The organism is Nocardia sp. NPDC047038 (assembly GCF_040644075.1).
GTDB classification, from domain to species: domain Bacteria; phylum Actinomycetota; class Actinomycetes; order Mycobacteriales; family Mycobacteriaceae; genus Nocardia; species Nocardia sichangensis.
In genome coordinates, this window is sequence record NZ_JBEYVQ010000021.1 from 72,126 (window position 1) to 93,166 (window position 21,041).

The 21,041-nt window shown below is 68.1% G+C and carries 23 protein-coding genes; 13 read left to right on the forward strand and 10 right to left on the reverse strand.

Annotation, left to right across the window (positions count from 1 at the left end; all coding sequences use genetic code 11):
* Nucleotides 1-7: 7 nt before the first annotated feature.
* Complete coding sequence (locus tag ABZ824_RS35470; RefSeq protein ID WP_355080029.1) at nt 8-982, reverse strand: NADPH:quinone oxidoreductase family protein; 975 nt, start codon at nt 980-982, stop codon at nt 8-10.
* 146 nt (nt 983-1,128) lie between these two features.
* Between ABZ824_RS35470 and ABZ824_RS35475 the strand changes: the two genes are divergently transcribed.
* The 3 genes from ABZ824_RS35475 to ABZ824_RS35485 all read left to right on the forward strand — a co-directional run bounded on the left by ABZ824_RS35475 (nt 1,129) and on the right by ABZ824_RS35485 (nt 3,597).
* The gene (locus tag ABZ824_RS35475; RefSeq protein WP_356968737.1) at nt 1,129-1,461 is read left to right on the forward strand and encodes a type VII secretion target; all 333 of its coding nucleotides are present in this window, start codon (nt 1,129-1,131) and stop codon (nt 1,459-1,461) included.
* Nucleotides 1,458-2,591, forward strand: coding sequence for a transglycosylase SLT domain-containing protein (locus ABZ824_RS35480; RefSeq protein WP_356968739.1), 1,134 nt, complete (start codon nt 1,458-1,460; stop codon nt 2,589-2,591). Before ABZ824_RS35475 ends, ABZ824_RS35480 begins: the two co-directional genes overlap by 4 nt.
* A gap of 220 nt (nt 2,592-2,811) precedes the next feature.
* Nucleotides 2,812-3,597 (forward strand): acyl-ACP thioesterase domain-containing protein, encoded by a 786-nt coding sequence (locus ABZ824_RS35485; RefSeq protein ID WP_356968741.1) that lies wholly within the window; start codon nt 2,812-2,814, stop codon nt 3,595-3,597.
* A 255-nt stretch (nt 3,598-3,852) separates the two neighbouring features.
* On the opposite strand, the gene ABZ824_RS35490 is transcribed toward ABZ824_RS35485, so the two are convergent.
* Nucleotides 3,853-5,523: an FAD-dependent oxidoreductase gene (locus ABZ824_RS35490; RefSeq protein ID WP_356968743.1), complete on the reverse strand. Its 1,671-nt coding sequence runs from the start codon at nt 5,521-5,523 to the stop codon at nt 3,853-3,855.
* A 181-nt stretch (nt 5,524-5,704) separates the two neighbouring features.
* Here ABZ824_RS35490 and ABZ824_RS35495 point away from each other — a divergent pair, with 181 nt between their 5' ends.
* The gene (locus ABZ824_RS35495) at nt 5,705-6,196 is read left to right on the forward strand and encodes a histidine phosphatase family protein (protein ID WP_356968744.1); all 492 of its coding nucleotides are present in this window, start codon (nt 5,705-5,707) and stop codon (nt 6,194-6,196) included.
* 23 nt (nt 6,197-6,219) lie between these two features.
* Here ABZ824_RS35495 and ABZ824_RS35500 read toward each other — a convergent pair whose 3' ends face one another.
* Complete coding sequence (locus tag ABZ824_RS35500) at nt 6,220-6,423, reverse strand: hypothetical protein (protein WP_355080041.1); 204 nt, start codon at nt 6,421-6,423, stop codon at nt 6,220-6,222.
* Between the two features lie 58 nt (nt 6,424-6,481).
* Between ABZ824_RS35500 and ABZ824_RS35505 the strand changes: the two genes are divergently transcribed.
* Complete coding sequence (locus ABZ824_RS35505; RefSeq protein WP_355080043.1) at nt 6,482-6,853, forward strand: glyoxalase superfamily protein; 372 nt, start codon at nt 6,482-6,484, stop codon at nt 6,851-6,853.
* A gap of 10 nt (nt 6,854-6,863) precedes the next feature.
* On the opposite strand, the gene ABZ824_RS35510 is transcribed toward ABZ824_RS35505, so the two are convergent.
* On the reverse strand, nt 6,864-7,472 hold the full coding sequence (locus tag ABZ824_RS35510) for a TetR/AcrR family transcriptional regulator (protein ID WP_356968746.1): 609 nt from the start codon (nt 7,470-7,472) through the stop codon (nt 6,864-6,866).
* A gap of 77 nt (nt 7,473-7,549) precedes the next feature.
* Here ABZ824_RS35510 and ABZ824_RS35515 point away from each other — a divergent pair, with 77 nt between their 5' ends.
* The 6 genes from ABZ824_RS35515 (at nt 7,550) to ABZ824_RS35540 (ending at nt 12,263) form a co-directional block, all read left to right on the forward strand.
* Entirely contained in the window at nt 7,550-8,434 is an 885-nt protein-coding gene (locus tag ABZ824_RS35515; RefSeq protein ID WP_356968748.1) for an alpha/beta hydrolase, read from the forward strand.
* Between the two features lie 123 nt (nt 8,435-8,557).
* Entirely contained in the window at nt 8,558-9,016 is a 459-nt protein-coding gene (locus tag ABZ824_RS35520; protein WP_355080049.1) for a MerR family transcriptional regulator, read from the forward strand.
* A complete protein-coding gene (locus ABZ824_RS35525) occupies nt 9,013-10,023 on the forward strand; it encodes an aldo/keto reductase (protein WP_356968750.1) in 1,011 nt (336 codons plus the stop codon). Before ABZ824_RS35520 ends, ABZ824_RS35525 begins: the two co-directional genes overlap by 4 nt.
* A 25-nt stretch (nt 10,024-10,048) precedes the next feature.
* The gene (locus ABZ824_RS35530) at nt 10,049-10,342 is read left to right on the forward strand and encodes a putative quinol monooxygenase (protein WP_355080053.1); all 294 of its coding nucleotides are present in this window, start codon (nt 10,049-10,051) and stop codon (nt 10,340-10,342) included.
* 140 nt (nt 10,343-10,482) lie between these two features.
* Entirely contained in the window at nt 10,483-11,277 is a 795-nt protein-coding gene (locus tag ABZ824_RS35535; RefSeq protein ID WP_356968753.1) for a GNAT family N-acetyltransferase, read from the forward strand.
* Nucleotides 11,274-12,263 carry a pirin family protein gene (locus tag ABZ824_RS35540; protein WP_356968755.1) on the forward strand — a complete coding sequence of 330 codons (990 nt, stop codon included), beginning with the start codon at nt 11,274-11,276 and terminating at the stop codon, nt 12,261-12,263. Before ABZ824_RS35535 ends, ABZ824_RS35540 begins: the two co-directional genes overlap by 4 nt.
* Before the next feature lie 208 nt (nt 12,264-12,471).
* Here ABZ824_RS35540 and ABZ824_RS35545 read toward each other — a convergent pair whose 3' ends face one another.
* On the reverse strand, nt 12,472-12,948 hold the full coding sequence (locus ABZ824_RS35545) for an SRPBCC family protein (protein WP_356968757.1): 477 nt from the start codon (nt 12,946-12,948) through the stop codon (nt 12,472-12,474).
* Nucleotides 12,945-13,277: a metalloregulator ArsR/SmtB family transcription factor gene (locus tag ABZ824_RS35550; RefSeq protein WP_355080061.1), complete on the reverse strand. Its 333-nt coding sequence runs from the start codon at nt 13,275-13,277 to the stop codon at nt 12,945-12,947. Before ABZ824_RS35550 ends, ABZ824_RS35545 begins: the two co-directional genes overlap by 4 nt.
* A 298-nt stretch (nt 13,278-13,575) precedes the next feature.
* Between ABZ824_RS35550 and ABZ824_RS35555 the strand changes: the two genes are divergently transcribed.
* Nucleotides 13,576-14,199, forward strand: a complete 624-nt coding sequence (locus ABZ824_RS35555) for a hypothetical protein (protein WP_356968759.1) — start codon at nt 13,576-13,578, stop codon at nt 14,197-14,199.
* On the opposite strand, the gene ABZ824_RS35560 is transcribed toward ABZ824_RS35555, so the two are convergent.
* Nucleotides 14,196-15,050 (reverse strand): helix-turn-helix transcriptional regulator, encoded by an 855-nt coding sequence (locus tag ABZ824_RS35560; protein WP_356968761.1) that lies wholly within the window; start codon nt 15,048-15,050, stop codon nt 14,196-14,198. The genes ABZ824_RS35555 and ABZ824_RS35560 overlap by 4 nt on opposite strands.
* A 101-nt stretch (nt 15,051-15,151) precedes the next feature.
* On the opposite strand from ABZ824_RS35560, the gene ABZ824_RS35565 reads away from it, so the two are divergent.
* Nucleotides 15,152-16,162, forward strand: a complete 1,011-nt coding sequence (locus tag ABZ824_RS35565) for an aldo/keto reductase (protein ID WP_356968763.1) — start codon at nt 15,152-15,154, stop codon at nt 16,160-16,162.
* Between the two features lie 2 nt (nt 16,163-16,164).
* Here ABZ824_RS35565 and ABZ824_RS35570 read toward each other — a convergent pair whose 3' ends face one another.
* The 3 genes from ABZ824_RS35570 to ABZ824_RS35580 form a co-directional block, all read right to left on the reverse strand.
* Nucleotides 16,165-16,689 carry a DUF4442 domain-containing protein gene (locus ABZ824_RS35570; RefSeq protein ID WP_356968764.1) on the reverse strand — a complete coding sequence of 175 codons (525 nt, stop codon included), beginning with the start codon at nt 16,687-16,689 and terminating at the stop codon, nt 16,165-16,167.
* 78 nt (nt 16,690-16,767) lie between these two features.
* A complete protein-coding gene (locus ABZ824_RS35575) occupies nt 16,768-20,721 on the reverse strand; it encodes a DNA-directed RNA polymerase subunit beta' (protein WP_355080071.1) in 3,954 nt (1,317 codons plus the stop codon).
* Between the two features lie 102 nt (nt 20,722-20,823).
* On the reverse strand, nt 20,824-21,041 hold a 218-nt coding region (locus tag ABZ824_RS35580), incomplete at its 5' end, for a hypothetical protein (protein ID WP_356968766.1).

A 21,041-nucleotide genomic window follows, 5' to 3' on the forward strand; every position in this document is an offset into this window, starting at 1 on the left:
GAATGCCTCAGCGCAGCGTGACCACGACCTTGCCGGTGGCCGTCCGGTTGTCCAGCGAGGCGACCGCCTCCGCGGCCTTGTCCAGCGGGTACAGCACCGGCTCCGGCGGGGCGATCTTGCCGGAGGCCAGCAGCGGTTCCACCTCGGCCCACTGCTCCTGCAGATAGCCCGGATGCGACATCACCCACTCGCCCCACGCCGCGCCGGTCACCTCCACGTTCTTCAGCAGCAGCCGGTTGACCTTGACGGTCGGGATCTCCCCTGCGGTGAAGCCGACGACCAGCAACCGGCCCGCCGAGCCGAGCGACCGAACGCTGTCGGTGAAGCGGTCGCCGCCGACCGGGTCGAGCACGATGTCGACGCCGCGGCCGCCGGTCAGCTCCTTCACCGCCGCCAGCCAGCCGTCGGTCAGCACCACGTCGGTGGCCCCGTTGGCGCGCGCGACCTCGGCCTTCGCCTCGGTGCTCACCACGGCGATCACCCGGCCCGCCCCGAGCGCCGCCGCCATGCGCAGCGTCGAGGTGCCGATGCCGCCCGCGGCGCCGTGCACGAGCACCGTCTCACCTTCCGCCAGCCTGCCCCGGGTACGCAGGCAGAAGTGCACGGTGAGGTCGTTGAACAGAATGCCCGCGCCCGCCTCCAGCGAGACGTTGTCGGGGAGCCGGAACACCATCTGCGCGGGCGCGACGGCCGTCTCGGCCAGCGCGTTGCCCAGCATGGTCAGCGCGATCACCCGGTCACCCGGTCGCACGTGCGCGTCCTCGGGCGCTTCCCGGACGATGCCCGCGACCTCGCCGCCCACGACGAACGGCAGTTCGGGTTTCATCTGGTAGAGGCCGCGCGTCATCAGCACGTCCGGGAAGGCCACACCGGCCGCGTGCACGTCGATCACGACCCCGCCCGGGAAAGCCGCGGGCTCCGGAATGTCCACGATCCGGATCGCTTCCGGGCCTTCCAGCTTGCTGACCTGGGCTGCGCGCATGTGCCGACCTCTCTGTCCTCGCACCGGCCTGATCCGCGGCCGGCGCCACACCGACAACATAACCGGCGCGGTCCGACGACGCCCGTCCGGACGCCCGATTTTGCTATGCTGGCCGCGACCTCGCGGTCGGGAGGGAAGGGGGATTCATGGTCGAGCAAAACCAATCGCAACCTGCGACGACGATGCAAGTCGATCCGGCGGCGCTGCGCTCGTTCGCGCAGACTCTCCGTACGGAGGCCACCTCGGTCGCCGACCTCGGCGGCGGCGAGAGTCTCGGCGTTGTCGTCGGGGCGCTGCCAGGCACCGAGTTCGGCCCTGCGGCCCAGCGCGCGAACGACGCCGCGCACCGCTGCCTGGAGCGGATCGGCTCGCGGCTCAGCACGATCGCCGACAACCTGCACAACGCGGCGGGCAAGTACGAGCTGGTCGAGGACGACTTCGCGGCGAAACTTCGCACCATAGGACTCCAGGTGCCATGACGCTCAGCATCCCAGACGTCGAGAACTGGCAGCCGGAGCAGCTCACGGCGGCGGGCGCGCTCGCCGAACGGATGTCGCAGGGCCTGGACACCGCGGTCGGCAAGGGCGCGGACGACACGAGAGCACTCGCCGACGCCGAGCAGTGGTCCGGTTCCGCGGGCGACGCCGCGAACGCCAGGATGCAGACCGAGAAGACCCGCGCTTCCGCGGTGAGCGCCGCCCTGCTCGAGCTGAAGACGGCGCTCACCACCCAGGTGCAGAACCTCACCGAAGCGAAAGCCAAGGTATTGAGCCTGCGCGACGACGCGCTGAACCAGACGCCGCCGTTCGACGTCGCGCCCAACGGCACCGTGGACGCCAAGACGCGCATCGACTACCTGCGCTCGCACGCGGACAAAGCCGACGTCGAAGGGCTCGTCTTCCAGGAAGCACTACAGGCGGCCTCGCGGACGTGGGAGCTGACCAACGCCCTGAAGACCGCCGATGACGTGGCGAACCAAGCGAAGACGCAGGTCGAGAGCGCGGCCGGGAAACTGGAGGCGGCGTTCGCCGGGCTCGGCGAGCCCAGCGCGAACGTGCCCGCGGCCCCCACCACGCCCGCCGCCACCGCACCGGCCGCCGCATCGGGGACCCCCGTCGCCGCACCGTCGTCGCACCAATCGAGCCAGCTGACGTCCGGGCACCACAACTCCGGGTCGCCGCATGGCACCTCGTCGAGCACGCCGTATCACGGTGGTACGAGTTCGTCCGCGCCGTCGGGGCCCATGCCGACCGGTGACGTCGCGCAGTGGATCGCCGAGGCGAAGCAGAAGCTCATCGCGATGGGGTACGACCCAGCGCAGATCGATGAGCGGGCCATCGCGCTGATCATCGAGCACGAATCCGCGGGCAATCCGTACGCGGAGAACCGCTGGGACAGCAACTGGGTAGCCGGGCACCCGTCGAAGGGTCTGATGCAGACCATCGACAGCACGTTCAACGCGTACAAGGCGCCGGGCCACGACGACGTCTGGAACCCGGTCGACAACATCATCGCCGGGGTGCGGTACTCGATCGACCGCTACGGTTCGCTCGGCAACGTGCCGGGTGTCGCCGCCGTGAACTCGGGCGGCGCGTACCAGGGGTACTGACCCCCGCACGGCCATGCTCCACGCCCGCCGAACCGCCGCGACCGTGCGTCGGAGTCTCTCGCGCGCGCAAGACCCGTTTTTGCTGGCCCAGATCCCCGCAGACGGACTATTAAGGAGGTAGGGACGGCTCGACGCGAGGGTGTGACGTACGCCCCGTAAAGTCGTCACAACAGCACCGCACGAAGAAAACGCGGCACACCGTGCAGCGCGAGGAGCACAAGTGTCACTCGATCAGCCACTCGCCCCGCTTCCCGAGGAGGGCATGGGCTTTACTTCGGCGTGGCCCATCCGGGCTGGCGATGTGGATCCCTACAACCGGTTGCGGTTCGACGCCGTCGCCCGCTACCTGCAAGATATCGCCTGGGAAAACCTGCACAGCACGTTCTTCCACCGGTCGGACCCGAACTGGATCGTCCGGCGCACCGTCATCGACGTCATCCGGCCGATCCTGTGGCCGGACGACGTGCAGCTGCTGCGGTGGTGCTCGGCGATGTCCACCCGGTGGACCAATATGCGTGTGCGGATCACCAGCGGCAACGGCGGATTGATCGAGACCGAGGGCTTCTGGATCAATATCAGCGAGTCCACCGGCATGCCCGCGCGGATCAGCGACGAGGGCCTCGCCTACCTCGCCCGCACGTCCACCGAACACCGCCTGCGGTGGCGGCCCTACCTGACCGACGCCACACCGCCGGAGTCGGACACCGACTTACCGTTCCCGGTGCGGGCCACCGATATCGACCAGTACAACCACGTCAACAATGCCTGTTACTGGCAAGCGGTGGAACAGTTCCTGGTCGAATATCCCAAACTGCTCGCGGGTCCACACCGCGCGGTGATCGAATACGTGGCGCCGGTGCTGGCACGCCAGCACGTGAGCGTGCGCAGCCGGTACGAACCCGGGGATCGGACCGGCCAGCCGGTGTTGCGGCTGTGGTTCGTGGTCGGCGGGACCACCACAACCGTGGTCCGCATCATGCCGCTGTCCGCCTCTCCGGGTATTTAGGCTGTTCCGCCTCTCCGTGTCTTCAGGCCGTACTGGTGAGGGGCTCAGCAGTTGCGTTCAGGTCTTGCGTGGGTGCCGCTCGGGCTTTGGGCGTACCCGACGAGTTACCCCATGTACCTGCGAAATGAGTAGGCCGGTTCTCGCAGAAGATCCACCTGCGTCCTCGTTGGATCCAGCCGATGCTTGGGCCACGTCGGGGGCCTGGGGATCGGAGCCGGTCGGGTCGCGGGGTGATCCGACCGGCGTCCTGGGTCGTCAGCCGCGGGCGGCTTTGAGCAGGTCTTCGCGGGTGGTGAACTTGACCCGCGGGCGGCCCGCGGACTTGCCCGCGGACTTTTCCGCCTGGTCGATCGCTCGCCAGCCCGCCCGGTCCACCAAGTCGGCCTGGCGCTCGGCGAGCAGCGCCTTCAGCGCGGCGCGGTCGGCCTGCGGCGCTGCGAGTTTGCCCGCGGTGAAGTCGGCGAGCAGCAGCTCCACCGTCTCCTCGGAGTCGGTTCGGTTGGAACCGATGACGCCGCGTGGTCCCCGCTTGATCCATCCGCTGACGTAAACGCCGCTCAGCAGCGTCCCGTCGTCGCCGACGACCCGGCCGTGCTCGTTCGGCACGACGCCGCGCCGCTCGTCGAACGGCAGCTCGCCGATCCGCTCGCCGCGGTAGCCGATCGAGCGCAGCACCAGCGAAGTCTCGATGCTCTCGGTGCGGTCGGTCGGGCGCGCCACGAGCTGACCGTCGTCGTCGAACAACTCGTTGTGCACGATCTCGATGGACTCCACCCGATCGGTGCCGGTCAGCGCGGTGGGCGAGGTCAGATAGCGGAAGACGATCCGCTTGTTGCCCTCGGCCCTGCGCCCGCCCGCGTACTCCTTGGCCAGGGTGTACTTCAAGGCCAGCGACGGCTCCACCTGCGGGTCGTCCACGAGCGCCTGGCTGGCGTGGTCGAGTTCCAGGTCGGCCTCCTCCACGACGACGTCGACGCCCTTCAGATGCGCGAGCGCGAGGAACTCCGGCGAGGTGTAGGCCGCCTGGAGCGGGCCGCGCCTGCCGAGCACGACGACCTCACGGATATTGCTCTGCCGCAGGGCATCCAGCGCGTGATCGGCGATGTCGGTCTTGGCGAGTTCGTCCGGATCGACGGTCAGCACGCGCGCCACGTCCAAGGCGACGTTGCCGTTGCCGACGATCACCGCGCGCTCACCGGACAGATCGAAGGTCCGGTCGGCGTAGTCGGGATGGCCGTTGTACCAGGCGACGAACTCGGTGGCGGAGTGGCTGCCCGGCAGGTCCTCGCCCGGGACGCCCATCTTGCGATCGCTCGAGGCGCCGACCGCGTAGATCACGGCGTGGTGGTGGCGCAGCAGTTCCTCGTGCGAGATGTGCGTGCCCACTTCGACGTTCAGGTAGTACTGCAGGGTCTCGCGGCGGAACGCGGACTCGAACATGCCCGAGACCGTCTTGGTGCCCGGATGGTCGGGCGCGACGCCCGCACGCACCAGACCCCACGGGGTGGGCAGCCGGTCGAACATCTCGATTTCCACGTCGGCCCTGCGCAACAGTTCGTCCGCCGCGTAGCAGGCCGCGGGCCCGGCGCCGACGATCGCGACGCGCAGGGTGCCCAGCTCCTTCGGCGGACGCGAGGGCGTGACGATCGGATCGAAGTTGGATTCCAGCGGATGCCGTTGGAAATAGGCGGCATTGATGTCGCGGAATCGCGCCAGCGAAGCGGTCAGGTCGTCCTCGGAGAAGATGGCCTCCACCGGGCACGCGTCGACACAGGCGCCGCAGTCGATACAGGTGTCGGGATCGATGTAGAGCATCTCGGTCGTCGCGAACTCCGGCTGGTCCGGAGTGGGACGGATGCAGTCGACCGGGCACTCGGAGACGCAGCTGGCGTCGTTGCAACAACGCTGCGTGATTACGTAGGCCATATTGTGCTGATCCTCGAAGAAGTACGTGGGCTGTGGCCACCCAGGGGTTGTGGTGGACAGATGAGCGGCGTCCGTCACGTCCGCCGCGAGGGTCGCCCGCGGGAGCACGTGATGTGATGCCGCTTTCAGTTTGCCTCGAGTGTGGTCGGGACCTCTCGCCCGGAGGGCTTACCGTATCTCCATGGCGCGGACTCTGATCCTCATGCGGCACGGCAAATCGGCCTATCCGGACGGCGTCGACGACCACGAGCGACCGCTGGCGCCGCGAGGCAGGCGCGAGGCCGGACTCGCGGGTGAGTGGCTGCGCGCGACCCAGCCGCCGATCGATGCCGTGCACTGCTCCACGGCCACCCGCACCAGGCAGACGCTGTCCGCGACCGGCATCACCGCGCCGGTGGTCTTCGAACCGGGGATCTACGAGGCCACGCCGGAAACGCTGATCGAGCTGGTCCGCCTCAGCGCCGACGACGTGGCGACACTGCTGGTGGTCGGCCACGCGCCGGGCATGCCGTGGACGGCTTGGGAGCTGGCGAGCAATCGCGACAGCGCCCCCGCGGTCGAACTCAGCCGGAAGTTTCCGACTTCGGCGCTCGCGGTACTGCGCTTCGACCGCGACTGGGCGGACGTCGATCCGGGTACCGGAGAGCTGGTGCAATTCCACGTCCCGCGCTGACCGCGCGCGATCCGGACGCGCGGTCAGCGCAGTAATCTGCCGCCGACCACGACGACCGCGCCGAGCACGAGCAGCAGCGCGAACGCGGCGAGTCCCCCGAACAACCACCACACCACGCCGAGCGCGAGCGCGAACGGCGCGACCGCTATCGCGGTGATCACCGGGCTTTCCTTGACCGTCGCCCAGGCCGAACGAGCCCTGATCCGGTCGATGTCCTTTCCAGGCATGTGCCCAGGGTAGGCCGGAATCCGGGACTTTGTCGGTGCACGATGGAATGCTCGCCGGATGGATTGGAAAATCGAACTCGTCGCCATTCCGGTGACCGATGTCGACCGCGCCAAGGACTTCTACACCAAGATCGGCTTCAACGCCGACCACGATCACCGGGTGAACGAGAACCTGCGCTTCGTTCAACTGACCCCGCCCGGTTCCGGATGCTCGATCTGTCTCGGTGAGGGCATCACCGACGCGGAACCCGGCAGCGTCCGAGGCATGCAGATCGTGGTCGCCAGCGCCGACGACGCCTACCAGCAGTTGATCGCCGCCGGTGTGGACGCCGCGCCGGTCGAGGACCTCGCCTGGGGCCGGTTCACCTACTTCGCCGATCCGGACGGCAATAAATGGGCCGTCCAGCAGCTGCCCGATTACAGCAGCTGACCGACGCGCGTCAGTCCGCCCGGAGCACCCCCGCCCGGGCGGCCAGCGCCGCCGTACGCGCCGCGCGCTCGGCCACCGCGTCGTCGACCGGCTCGCCGGTGACGAGCATGCGGTAGTAGATCGGAGCGGCTGCCGACCGGATCACCTCCGCCGGATCGGTGTCGGGGTGCACCTCACCGCGTTCGAGCGCGCGCCGCACGATGACGACCACCTCCGCGAAGCGGTTCTCGAACAGCAGGGAGAACGTGGCGCGAGCGGACGGATCCCTGGTCGCGGCCACCACCATCGCGTACAGCCAGTGCTCCGCCACCGGATTCCGATACACCTCCACCACGGCGCGGGCGAAGTCGATGAGATCGCGTTCGAAGTCCCCGGTGTCCGGCGTGACGATGCCCGTGCCGACATCCATCCCGGCCTCGAGGATCACGCGATCCAGGCCGCCCCAGCGCCGGTACAGGGTGGACACCGCGACGCCGGCTCGCGCCGCGATCTTCTCCAGACTTGTTCCCGCGTAGCCGTTCTCGACCAGTTCCGTCAGCGTCGCCGCGAGCACGGCCCGCTTCGTGCGCGCCGTCCTCCCGCCCGGGCGGACCGCACCGGGCCTGATCTCCTCTGCCATCGAACAGCTTTCCCTTGCGTCGATCCGTCAGCCCTGCCACGATCTTAATGCAAACTTCTTCTCGTTTAGGTGGTCCTGTGAACATCGCCAAGGTCTCGCACCGGTTCGTCGAGGTCGACGGCGTGCGCGTCTTCTATCGCACGGCCGGACCGGCCGACGCGCCCACGCTTCTCCTGCTCCACGGATTCCCATCCGCTTCCCACCAGTTCCGCAGGCTCATCGACGCGCTCGGCGACCGCTACCACGTGGTCGCGCCGGACTACCCGGGCTTCGGACACACCGAGGCGCCCGCCGACTTCCCCTATTCGTTCGACTCGCTCGCCGACGTCCTGGAGGGTTTCGTCGAGGCGCTCGGCCTGACCCGGTTCGTCATGTACGTCTTCGACTTCGGCGGCCCGGTCGGGTTCCGGCTGGCCACCAGGCAACCGGACCGCATCGCGGGCTTGGTGATCCAGAACGCCAACGCCTACGCCGAAGGGTTGTCCGAACTGGCGCGCCAGACCGTCGCCAACCGGCCGGGCGTGCCCGGCGCCGAGGACAACATCCAGCAGATCCTCACCCTGCCGGTGACCCAGAGCCAATACCTGGGCGGCACCACCGATTCCGAACTCGTCGCACCCGACGGATGGGTGCTCGACCAGTACTTCCTGGACCGCCCCGAGCGGCAGCGGGCACAGATCGCGCTCGGCTTGGACTACCACTCCAATGTCGAGCTCTACCCCGTTTGGCAGCGCTGGCTGCAGTCGCACCGCCCACCCACATTGATCGTCTGGGGAAGAAACGACGCCTTCTTTCCCGAGCCGGGCGCGCACGCCTACCTCCGCGACCTACCGGACGCCGATCTGCACGTTTTCGATACCGGCCATTTCGCGCTCGAGGAGTTCCTCCCGGAGATCGCCCCGCTGGTCGCCGACTTCGTCGACACCGTCGCGCGACAGGACGCGAAGCCGGTCTCGCGGTGACGGCGACAGCCGGGAGAAACAACCGGAGAATGGGTCTTGCTTGGAGTGCACTCCAGGTGATTAGCGTCGTCAGTGTTCAACGAGAAGGGCGAGTGCAGTGAACGAGCGTCAGCGAGTGAAGTCATGAGTGAAACCGCGTTTCCGGTGACTGCGAGTGACGACCGGGAGCTGCCGCGGTATTCGATCGGCGAGGTGTCCGAGCGATCGGGGCTGAGCCGGGATACGTTGCGCTGGTACGAACGGATCGGGCTGATGGACTACATCGGCCGGGACCACTCCGGCAAGCGCCGGTTCAGCGACCGGGATCTCGAATGGCTGGCGCTGATCGGGCGGCTGCGCACGACCGGCATGTCGGTGGCGGACATGGTTCGCTACGCCGAGCTGGTGCGGACGGGAGACGCCACGCTCCCGCAGCGGCTGGAGATGTTCCGGGACACCCGCGCCGAGGTACTCGCCAAGATCGATGAACTCCGTCAGACCCTGGCCGTGCTGGACCACAAGATCGCCCTGTACGAGGGCAAAGTCGAGACAGCTCCCCCGGCCATGGTCACCGCGCACGACAGCGAAGGAATCAAGCTATGACGAGCACGGACAGCCTGCCCACCACCACCCTGGGAACCAGCGGCATCGAGGTGGGGACGCAGGGTCTGGGCTGCATGGGCATGAGCGAGTTCTACGGGCCCAGCGATCTCACCGAATCCAGGGCGACCCTGGATCGGGCGCTGGAACTGGGTGTCACTCTGTTCGACACCGCCGATGTCTACGGCTCCGGGCACAACGAGGAATTCCTCAGCGATTTCTTCGGCGCCGAGCGCGACCGGCTGGTGATCGCCACCAAGTTCGGCATCGTCCGCAAGGCCGACGACCCGGCCTTCCGCGGGTTCGACAACTCCCCCGCCTACATCCGCGCCGCGGTGGAGGGCAGCCTGCGCAGGCTGCGGGTCGACACCATCGATCTGTACTACATGCACCGCAAGGACCCCGCCGTGCCGATCGAGGACACGGTCGGCGCGATGGCGAAATTGGTGCGGGAGGGCAAGGTGCGCGCGCTCGGATTGTCCGAGGTCACGGGCGCCGAACTGCGGGCGGCGCACGCGGTGCACCCGATCGCGGCCGTGCAGTCGGAATGGTCGCTGTTCTCCCGGGACGTCGAACGCACCGTGGTGCCCGCCGCGGCGGAGCTGGGTGTGACCTTCGTGCCGTACTCGCCGCTGGGTCGCGGCTTCCTGACCGGATCGTTCACCGGCACCGCCGACAGGAGCGATTTCCGTTCCACGATGCCGCGCTTCACCGGCGAGAACGCGGCGCGCAATGCCGAACTGCTCGACCCGCTGCGGGCCATCGCCGAGGCACGCGGCATCACCCTGGCGCAGGTGGCCCTGGCCTGGGTGCACGCACAGGCCGCTGTGCACGGCCTCGCAGTGGTCCCGATCCCCGGCACGCGCAGCCGCACCCGGCTCGCCGACAACGTGGCCGCCGCGACCATTTCGCTCACCGCCGACGAACTGGCGACACTGGAGCCGATCGCGAGCCGGGTGACCGGCACCCGGTACGCGGACATGTCGTTCACGTCGGCGGGCCGCGAATAACCCACCACGAGATCAGGAGACGCTCATGTCGACGTTGACGCTCAACGTCCGCTTCACCGCCAAGCCGGGTCGCGAGGCGGAGTTGAAGGACCTGTTGCAAGGCATGATCCAACCGACGCTCGCCGAGGACGGTTGCGTCCGATACGAGCTCTACCTGCATCCCACCGACCAGAGCCGGATGGTGCTGCTCGAGGAGTGGGCCGACGAGGACGCCTTGGCCGCGCACTTCCAGACGCCACACCTGAAGGCCTTGGCGACGGCGTTGCAGGACGTCCTGGTCGAACCGTTCCAGCTGCGACGGTTCACCGAGATCGGATGAGCGCGGCGGTGGTCCGGGGTCGCGTGCGGGCCCGGCCCACCACGAACTCCTTCCCTACCACGCGCTTCCCCGGACCGAAGTCCGTTTCTCCGGCGGCGCGGTCTGCGCCGTTTACCGGCGGCCGCTAACATCCCATGAATATGAGCCCCGAAGCCCCGCGAGATCGCGTCTGGATCGACAAACGGACGCCCACCGCGTTCCGCGCACTGAACGGCGTCGCGAGCGAGGTCAGGGCCGCCGCCGCGGACGTGGGGCTGGATCGCCGGATCATCGAACTGATCAATCTGCGCGTCTCCCAGATCAACGGTTGCGCGTACTGCCTCGACGTGCACTACCGGGCGGCCTTGGCGGCCGGGGCCACCGATCAGGAGATCGCGGTGCTGCCCGGCTGGCGGCGCGGCGGCACGTACCCGCCCTTCGAGCAGGCCGTGCTCGCGATCGCGGAAGTGACGGCGACGCTCCCGGACGAGCACGTCATCGAGCGTGAGTACGCTTTTGCTCGCCGGTATCTGACGGATGACCAGCTGTCCGTCGTCATCTGGGTGGCCACCACGATCGGCGCGTTCAACCGGGTCTCGATTCTCAGCAGGCATCCGGTTCGCGCACGGAAGGAGAAGGGAACCATGACCGAATCGGCTTCGGAGTCCAAGGTCGTCCGCAACGACGAGCGGCATCGCTACGAGGTGTTCTACGGCGGGGAGCTGGCCGGCTTCGCCGACTACGAGGAACGCGACGACGAGACGGTGTTCACGCACACCGAGGTCGACGGCGCGTTCTCCGGGAAGGGCCTCGGCTCGGTCCTGGCCAAGAGCGCGATCGAGGACGTCGTGGAGCGGGGGCGGGTGATCCGGCCGGTGTGCCCGTTCATCAAGGCGTACCTGGACAAGCACCCCGACTACGACAAGCACGTGATCGGCAAGGGCGTCGATCGGTGAGTGACCTGGATCCGCGCCCGGCTGAGACGCTGTGTGAACCCGCGCCCGGCCCCGGCCCGGTCGCGGAGCGTTATCCGGCCCGCGAGGTGCCACTCGGCGGCGTGCGCGGTGTGTACGTCGAACGTGTGCTGCCCCAGCGCGATCTGCCCACCGTCGGCGCGTGGTGTTTTCTCGACCACTTCGGCTCGCCGACGGTCACCAAGACCGGCGCGCCGCCGGACATCGATCCGCATCCGCACATCGGCCTGCAAACGGTGACCTGGCCGTTCGAAGGCCGTATCCGGCACCGCGACTCGGTCGGGTCGGACGTGGAGATCGAACCCGGTCAGCTGAACCTGATGACGTCCGGGCGCGGCATCGCCCATTCCGAGTACGCCGTGCCCGGCGCGCCCGCCGGACACGGCTTGCAGCTGTGGATCGCCCTGCCGGGCCACCGCACCGGCATCGCGCCGCATTTCGAGCAGCATCGTGAACTGCCGGTCGTCGAAGCGCCCGGCCTGCGAGCGATCGTGCTGATCGGGTCGCTGGCCGGGAAGACCTCGCCCGCCATCGCCTACACACCCATCGTCGGCGCCGATGTGCGGCTCGAGCCGGGAGCCGATGTCGCTCTCCCGCTCGACCCTCGTTTCGAGCACGCTGTGCTGGTGATCGAGGGCGAGGTGACCGTCGCGGGCGACGAACTCGCGGCTGGACCGCTGCTGTACCTGGGCACCGGCCGTGACGAACTCCAGCTCACCAGTTCCGGCGGCGCGCACGTCGCGCTGATCGGCGGGGAGCCGTTCGGCAAGGAACTGGTGATGTGGTGGAACTTCGTCGGCCGCAGCCACGAGGACATCGTCGCCGCCCGCGCCGATTGGGAGAATCACGACGTCAGCCGGTTCGCCGACATCGCGGGCCACACCCCGGGGCAGCGCATTCCCGCGCCGCCCCTGCCCGGCCTGCATCTGAAGCCGCGCAAGCGCCGGATCGGCCCGGCCAGGGACTGAACCGCGCCGCGATCTCATCCGGCTCCGCCCGGCGGCCCCGCTGTTGTCAGCACCGCCACCTGTTGAGGATTGCCGCCGCCACCGTCCCGAGCCGGACGGCCGTTCGCGTCCGTAGACGCGCCTGGATCGGCCGCCGATTCCCCCGACACGAGACGGCGCACCCCACGCTTCGGCTCCGCTCACGCGACCGGAGCCGAAGCGTAGGGTCTCAGCCTCGGGCGAGCAGTGCGTCCAGTGCGCGGTAGCTCTCGTTGAGCCCGGACTCCATACCCGACTGGAGCATCCCGTCCCGTTCCTGCGGCGTGTGGAACTGGCTGTCGGTGACCACCTTGGTGCGGCCGTCGCCGAGATCGACGAAGCTGACGCTGTCGATGGCCACGTGGGCGGGCATACCATCCCACTCGAAGGAGTACACGATGCGCTCCCGCGGGGTGATCTCGCGGAAGCGGCCCTCGAAGCCGTGCGTCTCCCCCTCGGCGTGCTCGATGAAACGCCAGTGCCCGCCGGCACGAAACTCCCAGCGCTCGATGTCGAGCCGGTTGCCGCGACCCCACCACTGGGCGAGCTGTTCGATCCTGCTGTAGGCGGCCCACACCCGCTCGCGCGGGGCGTCGAAGACCCGCTCGATGTGGATCGCGCGGTCGGTGTCGGCCGTGATGACAGCGTCGTTCGTGGTTGTGCTCATCGCTCCTGCTCCGTTCGTCCGAGGAATTCGCCGAGACGGTCCAGCCGCGCTTCCACCATCCGCCGGTAGCCCTGCATCCAGGCCACTTCGCGGTCGAAGACGTTCTCGCCGAGGCGGCAGTACCGCACCCGGCCGCGCTTCTCCGTCACCACCATGCCCGCCGCCTCCAGCAACTGGATGTGCTTCTTGATGCCGGTGAGCGTCATCTCGAAGCGCTCCGCCAGTTCGCTGACGGTCGCGGGCCCACTGCCGAGGCGTTCGAGGATGCCACGCCGAGTGGGATCCGCGAGCGCTCCGAAGGAGGCGTCCAAGAAGTCATACTGAACCATCTAGTTCAGTGTTGCGCAGCACGGCGCGGACGTCAAGAGGGAATCGCATCGCCCGGATCCGGCAACTCGACCGACGGTCGGCCGAGAAACCACGACACGGCGGCCGACCCGACGACGCCGGGCCGAAGCCCGCCCCGGCGACCGATTCCCGCTTTACAGGCACTCGCCGGCGAAGTGCGACAGATACTTTCGCCGCCGCAATCGGTGATGAACTGTCGCTCAACCCTTCTGATCGAGCCCGTCGAGCGGTATCTTGTCCGGACGAACCGGACACGGGGCGGGACACGGAAAGAGCACGATGAGGATCATCCAATTCACCGCGACCACTCTGGTTGCGCTGGCGGCCACCGCACTCACCACGAGCGCCGCGCACGCGCAGCCCGCGCCCGCCGACGCGCCGCTCGACCTGCACGGCACGTTCCACCAGGTCGCCTACGAGGTCGCCGCCAGCGAGGATCGCCGTGCTGCGGTGGCGACCCTCCAGGACGGAACGTTCGAGCTGACCCACGACGACCGGGTGGTGACGGTCGCCGATCGCGACGGCCAGATCGTCGCCGCGCTGCCGATGACGCTGCGCATCGGGGACCAGCGCGTGTCCCTGCGGCCCGTACTCGAGGACGCGGGACATCGGCTCACCGTCGCGCCGGTCGCCATGGCCGACGCGCCGCTGCGCGACGTCAGCGCCCAGGAGCGGTTCTACGCCGAGGCCGAGAAGGTCATGCCGACCATCCTGGCGGGCGCGGGGATCGGCGCCGCCATCGGCTTCATCGTCGGATTCCCGCTCGGCCTTTTCGTGATCGACTTCATCACGGTGCCCGTCGCCGCGGTCGCGGGCGCCGCGATCGGCGCGATGGCCGGGTACGTCATCGGCGGTGGACAGCCCGCCGTCGACGCGGCGCTCGAGTACGTCACCGCGCCCTAGTCGAGCCGGTCGACGGGCGTCAACCGCTGCGTGCCGATCACCCGCAGCAGGTCCAGCTTCTCGGCCGCGTCCGTGCCGGGGCGCGGGAGGTAGACCAGCAGGCGCTGGGCGGAGTTGGGCGTGAGCAACGTTTCGCAGACCATGTCGATCAGCCCGACCTGCGGATGCAGGATGCGCTTGATATCCGAAAGCCGCACGGCTACTTCGTGTTCGTTCCAGAGCCGGTCGAACTCGACGCTCGCGGAGCGTAGTCGCGCGACGAACTCGATCACGTCCGAATCGGCCGCCCGGCGCGCGGCCGTGGCACGCAGATCCGCGACGTGATGGCGGCTGAGCCGGTCCCAATCCTCCTCCGGGAAGGTCGCGCGCGCGGACGGGTCGGTGAACCAGCGGTAGGCGTAGTACCGGTCCCAGCCGCGCCGTTCGCCGTGATCGCCGACCAGCAAGGTGTGCATCCGGTTCTGCACGAGCACCTCGCCGAGATCGGTGACGACCGTGGCCGCGGTGTCGTCGAGCTTGGCGAGCAAGTGCATCAGGCCGGGGCCCACGTGCTTGTCGGTCGTCTCGCGGCCCGGCGGGGCGTGGTCGCACAGATGGTAGAGGTGGTCGCGTTCGTCGTTGTCGAAACGCAGGGCGCGCGCGAGCGACGCGAGCACCTGGGTGGACGGACGCGGACCGCGTGACTGCTCGAGCCGGGTGTAGTAGTCGGTCGAGATGCCCGCGAGCAGGGCGACCTCGTCGCGGCGCAGCCCCGGCGTGCGCCGCCGGATGCCGGGCGGCAATCCCACGTCGGCGGGCGTGAGCTGCTCCCGGCGACGGCGCAGGAAGTCGGCGAGTTCGGGGCGGTCCATGGTTTTCACTGTCCCCCGAAACGGCGTGCTCAGCCAGGGATCGCCGCTCCCCCGATAAACGATCTCTCCCGCGGTGGTCCCGCACGGTTCAGGCTGGTCCCATGACGACAACGAAGATCGACGAAGTGCGGCTGGGAGCCACCGGTCCGACCGTCAGCCGGATCGGCCTCGGCGCTATGAGCATGTCCGGCGCGTACGGCACGACCGACGACGCCGAATCGACCGCGACCATCCATGCGGCGCTGGACTCCGGCGTCAACCTCATCGACACCGGCGATTTCTACGGCGCGGGCCACAACGAGATGCTGATCGGCAAGGCCATCGCCGAACGTCCTCGCGAGGACGTGGTGCTGAGCGTGAAGTTCGGCGCGCTGCGCGGCCCTGACGGCGGTTTCGTCGGCATGGACAACCGTCCCGCCGCACTGCGCAATTTCCTGGCCTACAGCCTCCAGCGGCTCGGCGTCGACCACATCGACATCTACCGACCCGCCCGGCTGGATCCGGACGTGCCGATCGAGGACACCGTCGGCGCCATCGGCGAGCTGATCGAAGCCGGATACGTCCGCCATGTCGGCCTGTCCGAGGTCGGCCCGGAAACCATCCGGCGCGCGGCGGCCGTGCATCCCATCGTGGACCTGCAGATCGAGTATTCGCTGATCTCGCGGGGCATCGAGGAGCGCATCCTGCCCGTCTGCCGCGAGCTCGGCATCGGCGTCACGGCCTACGGCGTGCTCTCACGCGGTCTGCTCAGCGATGCGATCCAGCCCGGCGCCACCTTCGACCCGACCGATTTCCGCGCGCACAGCCCACGCTTCCAGGGCGAGAACCTGGACCGGAATCTGGAGCTGGTCCGCGCGCTGAACGAGATCGCGGCGCGCAAGGACGCCTCGGTGGCGCAACTGGCCATCGCCTGGGCACTGACCCGCGGCGCGGACATCGTGCCGCTCATCGGCACCCGCCGACGCGGACGCTGGGCGGAAGCTGTTCGCGCCCTTGATCTTTCGCTAACCGACGAGGAGCTGCCCACCATCGAGTCGGCCGTGCCCGCAGACCGAGTCGCGGGGGAACGCTACGCCACGGCACAGATGGCGATGCTCGACAGCGAGCGGTGAGGTCACGTCCGGCGCGGACGCAGCACGGCCGTGAACACCGCTGCGGCCACGGTCTTTCCGGTGGCGTCGGCGATATCCACCGGAACTTCGAGTTCGAGCGGCACTTTCGCCTCGATGTCCGCACGCATCTTCGCCAGCGTCTCGCCGGAGAACGCGGAAGTAGCTCGGAACGGCCCCGCTTCCCCTTTCGCCCGGGCTTTGTACTCGATGCGCCCGTCCTTGGCGACGATGAACGTATCCCCCATCAGGTCCACGATTCCCGACACCGACGCGCCCATCGCGGCGGTCTCCGCCATCCCGAACAACACGGCGGCGTGCAGATCCCCGTTGTGGTTCAGGTGTTCCGCCCGCGGCACGATCGACACCACATTGCGCCCCGCCGCGAACTCCTCCCATTCCACCCCCGCGTACTGGATGAACCCCAGCTTCCGGAACCCGGCCACCACCAGATCCGCCAACGCCACGCCGTCCACCGCCACCTCCAGGAGCAGAACTGAAACCTGTTCCACTTTTACTGGCTTCCCCACCGGTTGTCCACCGCGCGCGAAACGAATCCGGCCCCCGCTCCAGAACGGAGCGGGGGCCGGATGCTTACGGCTGACGGATCAGCGGTAGTCGCTGAAGCCGTAGTCGTCGAGCGGAACCGCGGCGCCGGTGGTCTGACCGAAGCTGTCCGGGCTGTAGTAGGTGTCGTCGTAGGACGGCACCGCGTACGCGGCGGCACGGGCTTCCTCGGTCGGCTGCACCTGGATGTTGCGGTAGCGGTTGATACCGGTACCGGCCGGGATCAGCTTGCCGATGATCACGTTCTCCTTGAGGCCGATGAGCTTGTCGGAGCGGCAGTTGATCGCCGCGTCCGTCAGGACTCGAGTGGTCTCCTGGAAGGACGCCGCCGACAGCCACGAGTCGGTGGCCAGCGACGCCTTGGTGATACCCATCAGCACCGGGCGACCCGCCGCGGGCTCGGCGCCCTCGGCGACAACGCGACGGTTCGCGGCCTCGAACTCGGCGCGCTCGGTGAGCGAGCCGGGCAGGAACTCCGTGGCGCCCGAGTCGATGATCGTCACGCGACGCAGCATCTGGCGCACGATGACCTCGATGTGCTTGTCGTGGATCGACACACCCTGCGAGCGGTAGACCTCCTGGACCTCGTGGACCAGATGGACCTGAACCTGCCGGGGACCCATGATGCGCAGCACCTCGTGCGGATCCGCCGCGCCTTCCAGCAGCTGCTGGCCGACCTCGACGTGGTCACCGTCGGAGAGCAGACGCTCGGTGCCGTCGTCGTGCTTGAACACACGCAGACGCTGCCGCTTCGAGAGCTTGTCGTAGACAACCTCTTCGCCACCGTCATCCGGGATGATGGTGATCTTGTAGAAGCGATCGTCGTCCTCCAGCCGCACGCGACCGGAGACCTCCGCGATGGGCGCCTTGCCCTTCGGCACGCGCGCCTCGAACAGCTCCTGCACACGAGGCAGACCGCCGGTGATGTCGTCACCCGCGACACCACCCTGGTGGAAGGTACGCATGGTCAGCTGGGTACCGGGCTCACCGATGGACTGCGCGGCGACGATACCGACGGCCTCACCGATGTCGACCAGCTTGCCGGTCGCCATCGAGCGGCCGTAGCAGGTCGCGCACACGCCGGTGCCGGTGGTGCAGGTCAGCACGGAGCGGACCTTCACCTCGGTGATACCCGCCTCGAGCAGCGCCTCCAGCGCCGGGTCGCCGAGGTCGGCGCCCTTGCCCACGATGACGTTGCCCTGCGCGTCGAGCGCGTCGGACGCGAGCGTGCGCGCATAGGTGGAGGTCTCCACGTGCGCGTCGCGGATGATCGAGCCGTCGAGCTGCTTCTCCGCGATCGGCACCACGATGCCGCGCTCGGTGCCACAGTCGTGCTCGCGCACGATGACGTCCTGCGAGACGTCCACCAGACGACGGGTCAGGTAACCCGAGTCGGCGGTGCGAAGCGCGGTGTCGGCCAGACCCTTACGAGCGCCGTGGGTGTTGATGAAGTACTCCAGAACCGTCAGGCCCTCACGGAAGGAGGACTTGATCGGCCGCGGGATGAACTCACCCTTCGGGTTCGTCACCAGGCCCTTCATACCGGCGAGGGTACGGGTCTGGGTGAAGTTACCCGTGGCGCCCGAGTCGACGATCGTGATGATCGGGTTGTCGGCCGGGTAGTGCGCGCGCAGCGCCTTACCGACCTCCTCGGTCGCCTCCTGCCAGATCTTGACCAGGGCGTTGTTGCGCTCCTGGTGATCGAGCGCACCACGCTGGTACTTCTTCTCGATCTGATCCGACTGCGCCTCGTAGCGCTCCATGATCTCGGCCTTCTCCGGCGGCACGAGCACGTCGGACATGGAGACCGTCACGCCGGAACGCGTGGCCCAGTAGAAGCCCGCGTCCTTGAGCTTGTCGACGGTCTGCGCGACCACGATCATCGGGTAACGCTCGGCGAGATCGTTGATGATCGTCGCCTGGCGCTTCTTGGGCATCTGCTCGTTGATGAACGCGTAGTCCACCGGCAGCAGCTCGTTGAACAGCACCCGGCCCAGCGTGGACTCGATGGTCCACGCGTCGCCGCGGCGCCAGCCCTCCGGGAACAGCTCGGCCTCGATCTCCTTCGGCGGACGCTGGTCGGTCAACCGGACCTTGATCAGCGAACGCACGGTGAGCTCACCACGGTCCACCGCCATCTGCGCCTCGGCGGGCGAGGAGTACACGCCCTGCTCCGGACCGTCCTGAGTGGCCGGCTGGTAGGAACCCTTCGCGCCCTCTTCCAGACGGGTCAGGTAGTACAGGCCGGTCACCATGTCCAGACGCGGCATGGCCAGCGGGCGGCCCGAGGCGGGCGACAGGATGTTGTTCGACGACAGCATCAGCACGCGAGCCTCGGCCTGCGCCTCCGCCGACAGCGGCAGGTGCACGGCCATCTGGTCACCGTCGAAGTCGGCGTTGAACGCTTCACAGACCAGCGGGTGCAGCTGGATGGCCTTGCCTTCCACCAGCTGCGGCTCGAAGGCCTGGATACCGAGACGGTGCAGGGTGGGCGCGCGGTTGAGCAGCACGGGGTGTTCGGCGATGACCTCTTCGAGGACGTCCCACACCTGCGGCCGCTGCCGCTCCACCATCCGCTTGGCCGACTTGATGTTCTGCGCGTGGTTCAGGTCGACCAGGCGCTTCATCACGAACGGCTTGAACAGCTCCAGCGCCATCAGCTTGGGCAGACCGCACTGGTGCAGCTTCAGCTGCGGACCGACGACGATGACCGAACGGCCCGAGTAGTCGACGCGCTTACCGAGCAGGTTCTGACGGAAGCGGCCCTGCTTGCCCTTGAGCAGATCGGACAGCGACTTGAGCGGACGGTTGCCCGGTCCGGTGACCGGACGGCCGCGGCGGCCGTTGTCGAACAGGGCGTCGACCGACTCCTGCAGCATCCGCTTCTCGTTGTTGACGATGATCTCGGGCGCGCCGAGGTCGATCAGTCGCTTGAGGCGGTTGTTGCGGTTGATCACGCGACGGTACAGGTCGTTCAGGTCGGAGGTGGCGAAGCGGCCACCGTCGAGCTGAACCATCGGGCGCAGCTCCGGCGGGATCACCGGAACGGCGTCGAGCACCATGCCCATCGGCGAGTTGCCGTTGGCCTGGAACGCCGCGACGACCTTGAGCCGCTTGAGCGCGCGCAGCTTCTTCTGGCCCTTGCCGGTGCGGATGGTCTCGCGCAGCGACTCGGCCTCGGCCTCGATGTCGAAGCTCTCCATCAGCTTCTGGATGGACTCCGCGCCCATCGCGCCGGTGAAGTACTCGCCGTAGCGGTCGACCAGCTCGCGGTAGAGCACCTCGTCGACGATGAGCTGCTTGGGCGCCAGCTTGGTGAAGGTGTTCCAGATCTCCTCCAGCCGGTCCAGCTCACGCTGGGCACGGTCGCGGAGCTGGCGCATCTCACGCTCGCCGCCGTCCTTGACCTTGCGGCGGACGTCGGACTTGGCGCCTTCGGCCTCCAGCTCGGCCAGGTCGGCCTCGAGCTTCTGAGCGCGGGCCTCGAGGTCGGCGTCGCGCTGGTCGGCGACCGCCTTCTTCTCGACCTCCATCTCGGCCTCGAGCGTGGACAGCTCGTTGTGCCGCAGCTCCTCGTCGACCGCCACGATGACGTAGGCGGCGAAGTAGATGATCTTTTCCAGATCCTTCGGCGCCAGGTCGAGCAGGTAGCCCAGGCGCGAGGGCACGCCCTTGAAGTACCAGATGTGGGTGACCGGAGCGGCCAGCTCGATGTGGCCCATGCGCTCGCGGCGCACCTTGGCGCGAGTCACCTCGACGCCACAGCGCTCACAGATGATGCCCTTGAAGCGGACGCGCTTGTACTTGCCGCAGTAGCACTCCCAGTCCCGGGTGGGACCGAAGATCTTCTCGCAGAACAGGCCGTCCTTCTCCGGCTTGAGCGTGCGGTAGTTGATGGTCTCCGGCTTCTTCACCTCGCCGTAGGACCACTGACGGATGTCTTCGGCGGTGGCCAGGCCGATCCGGAGTTCATCGAAGAAGTTGACGTCTAGCACGTAACTTCCTTTCCCCTGTGCGGGTCGAATTCGAGCAAAAGTTCACTAGTTGGGTAATCCGTTGCGGGTGGCCGGATGCCGTGACGGCATCCGGCCGACCGCCTAGTTCGCCAGATCGTCGACGGTGGCGGCTTCGTTCCTCGACAAGTTGATGCCGAGGTTTGCCGCGGCGCGCTCCAGGTCCTCGTCCTCGCCTTCGCGCAGCTCGATCGCGGCGCCGTCGGACGACAGCACTTCGACGTTGAGGCACAGCGACTGGAGTTCCTTGAGCAGGACCTTGAACGATTCCGGAATGCCCGGCTCCGGGATGTTCTCGCCCT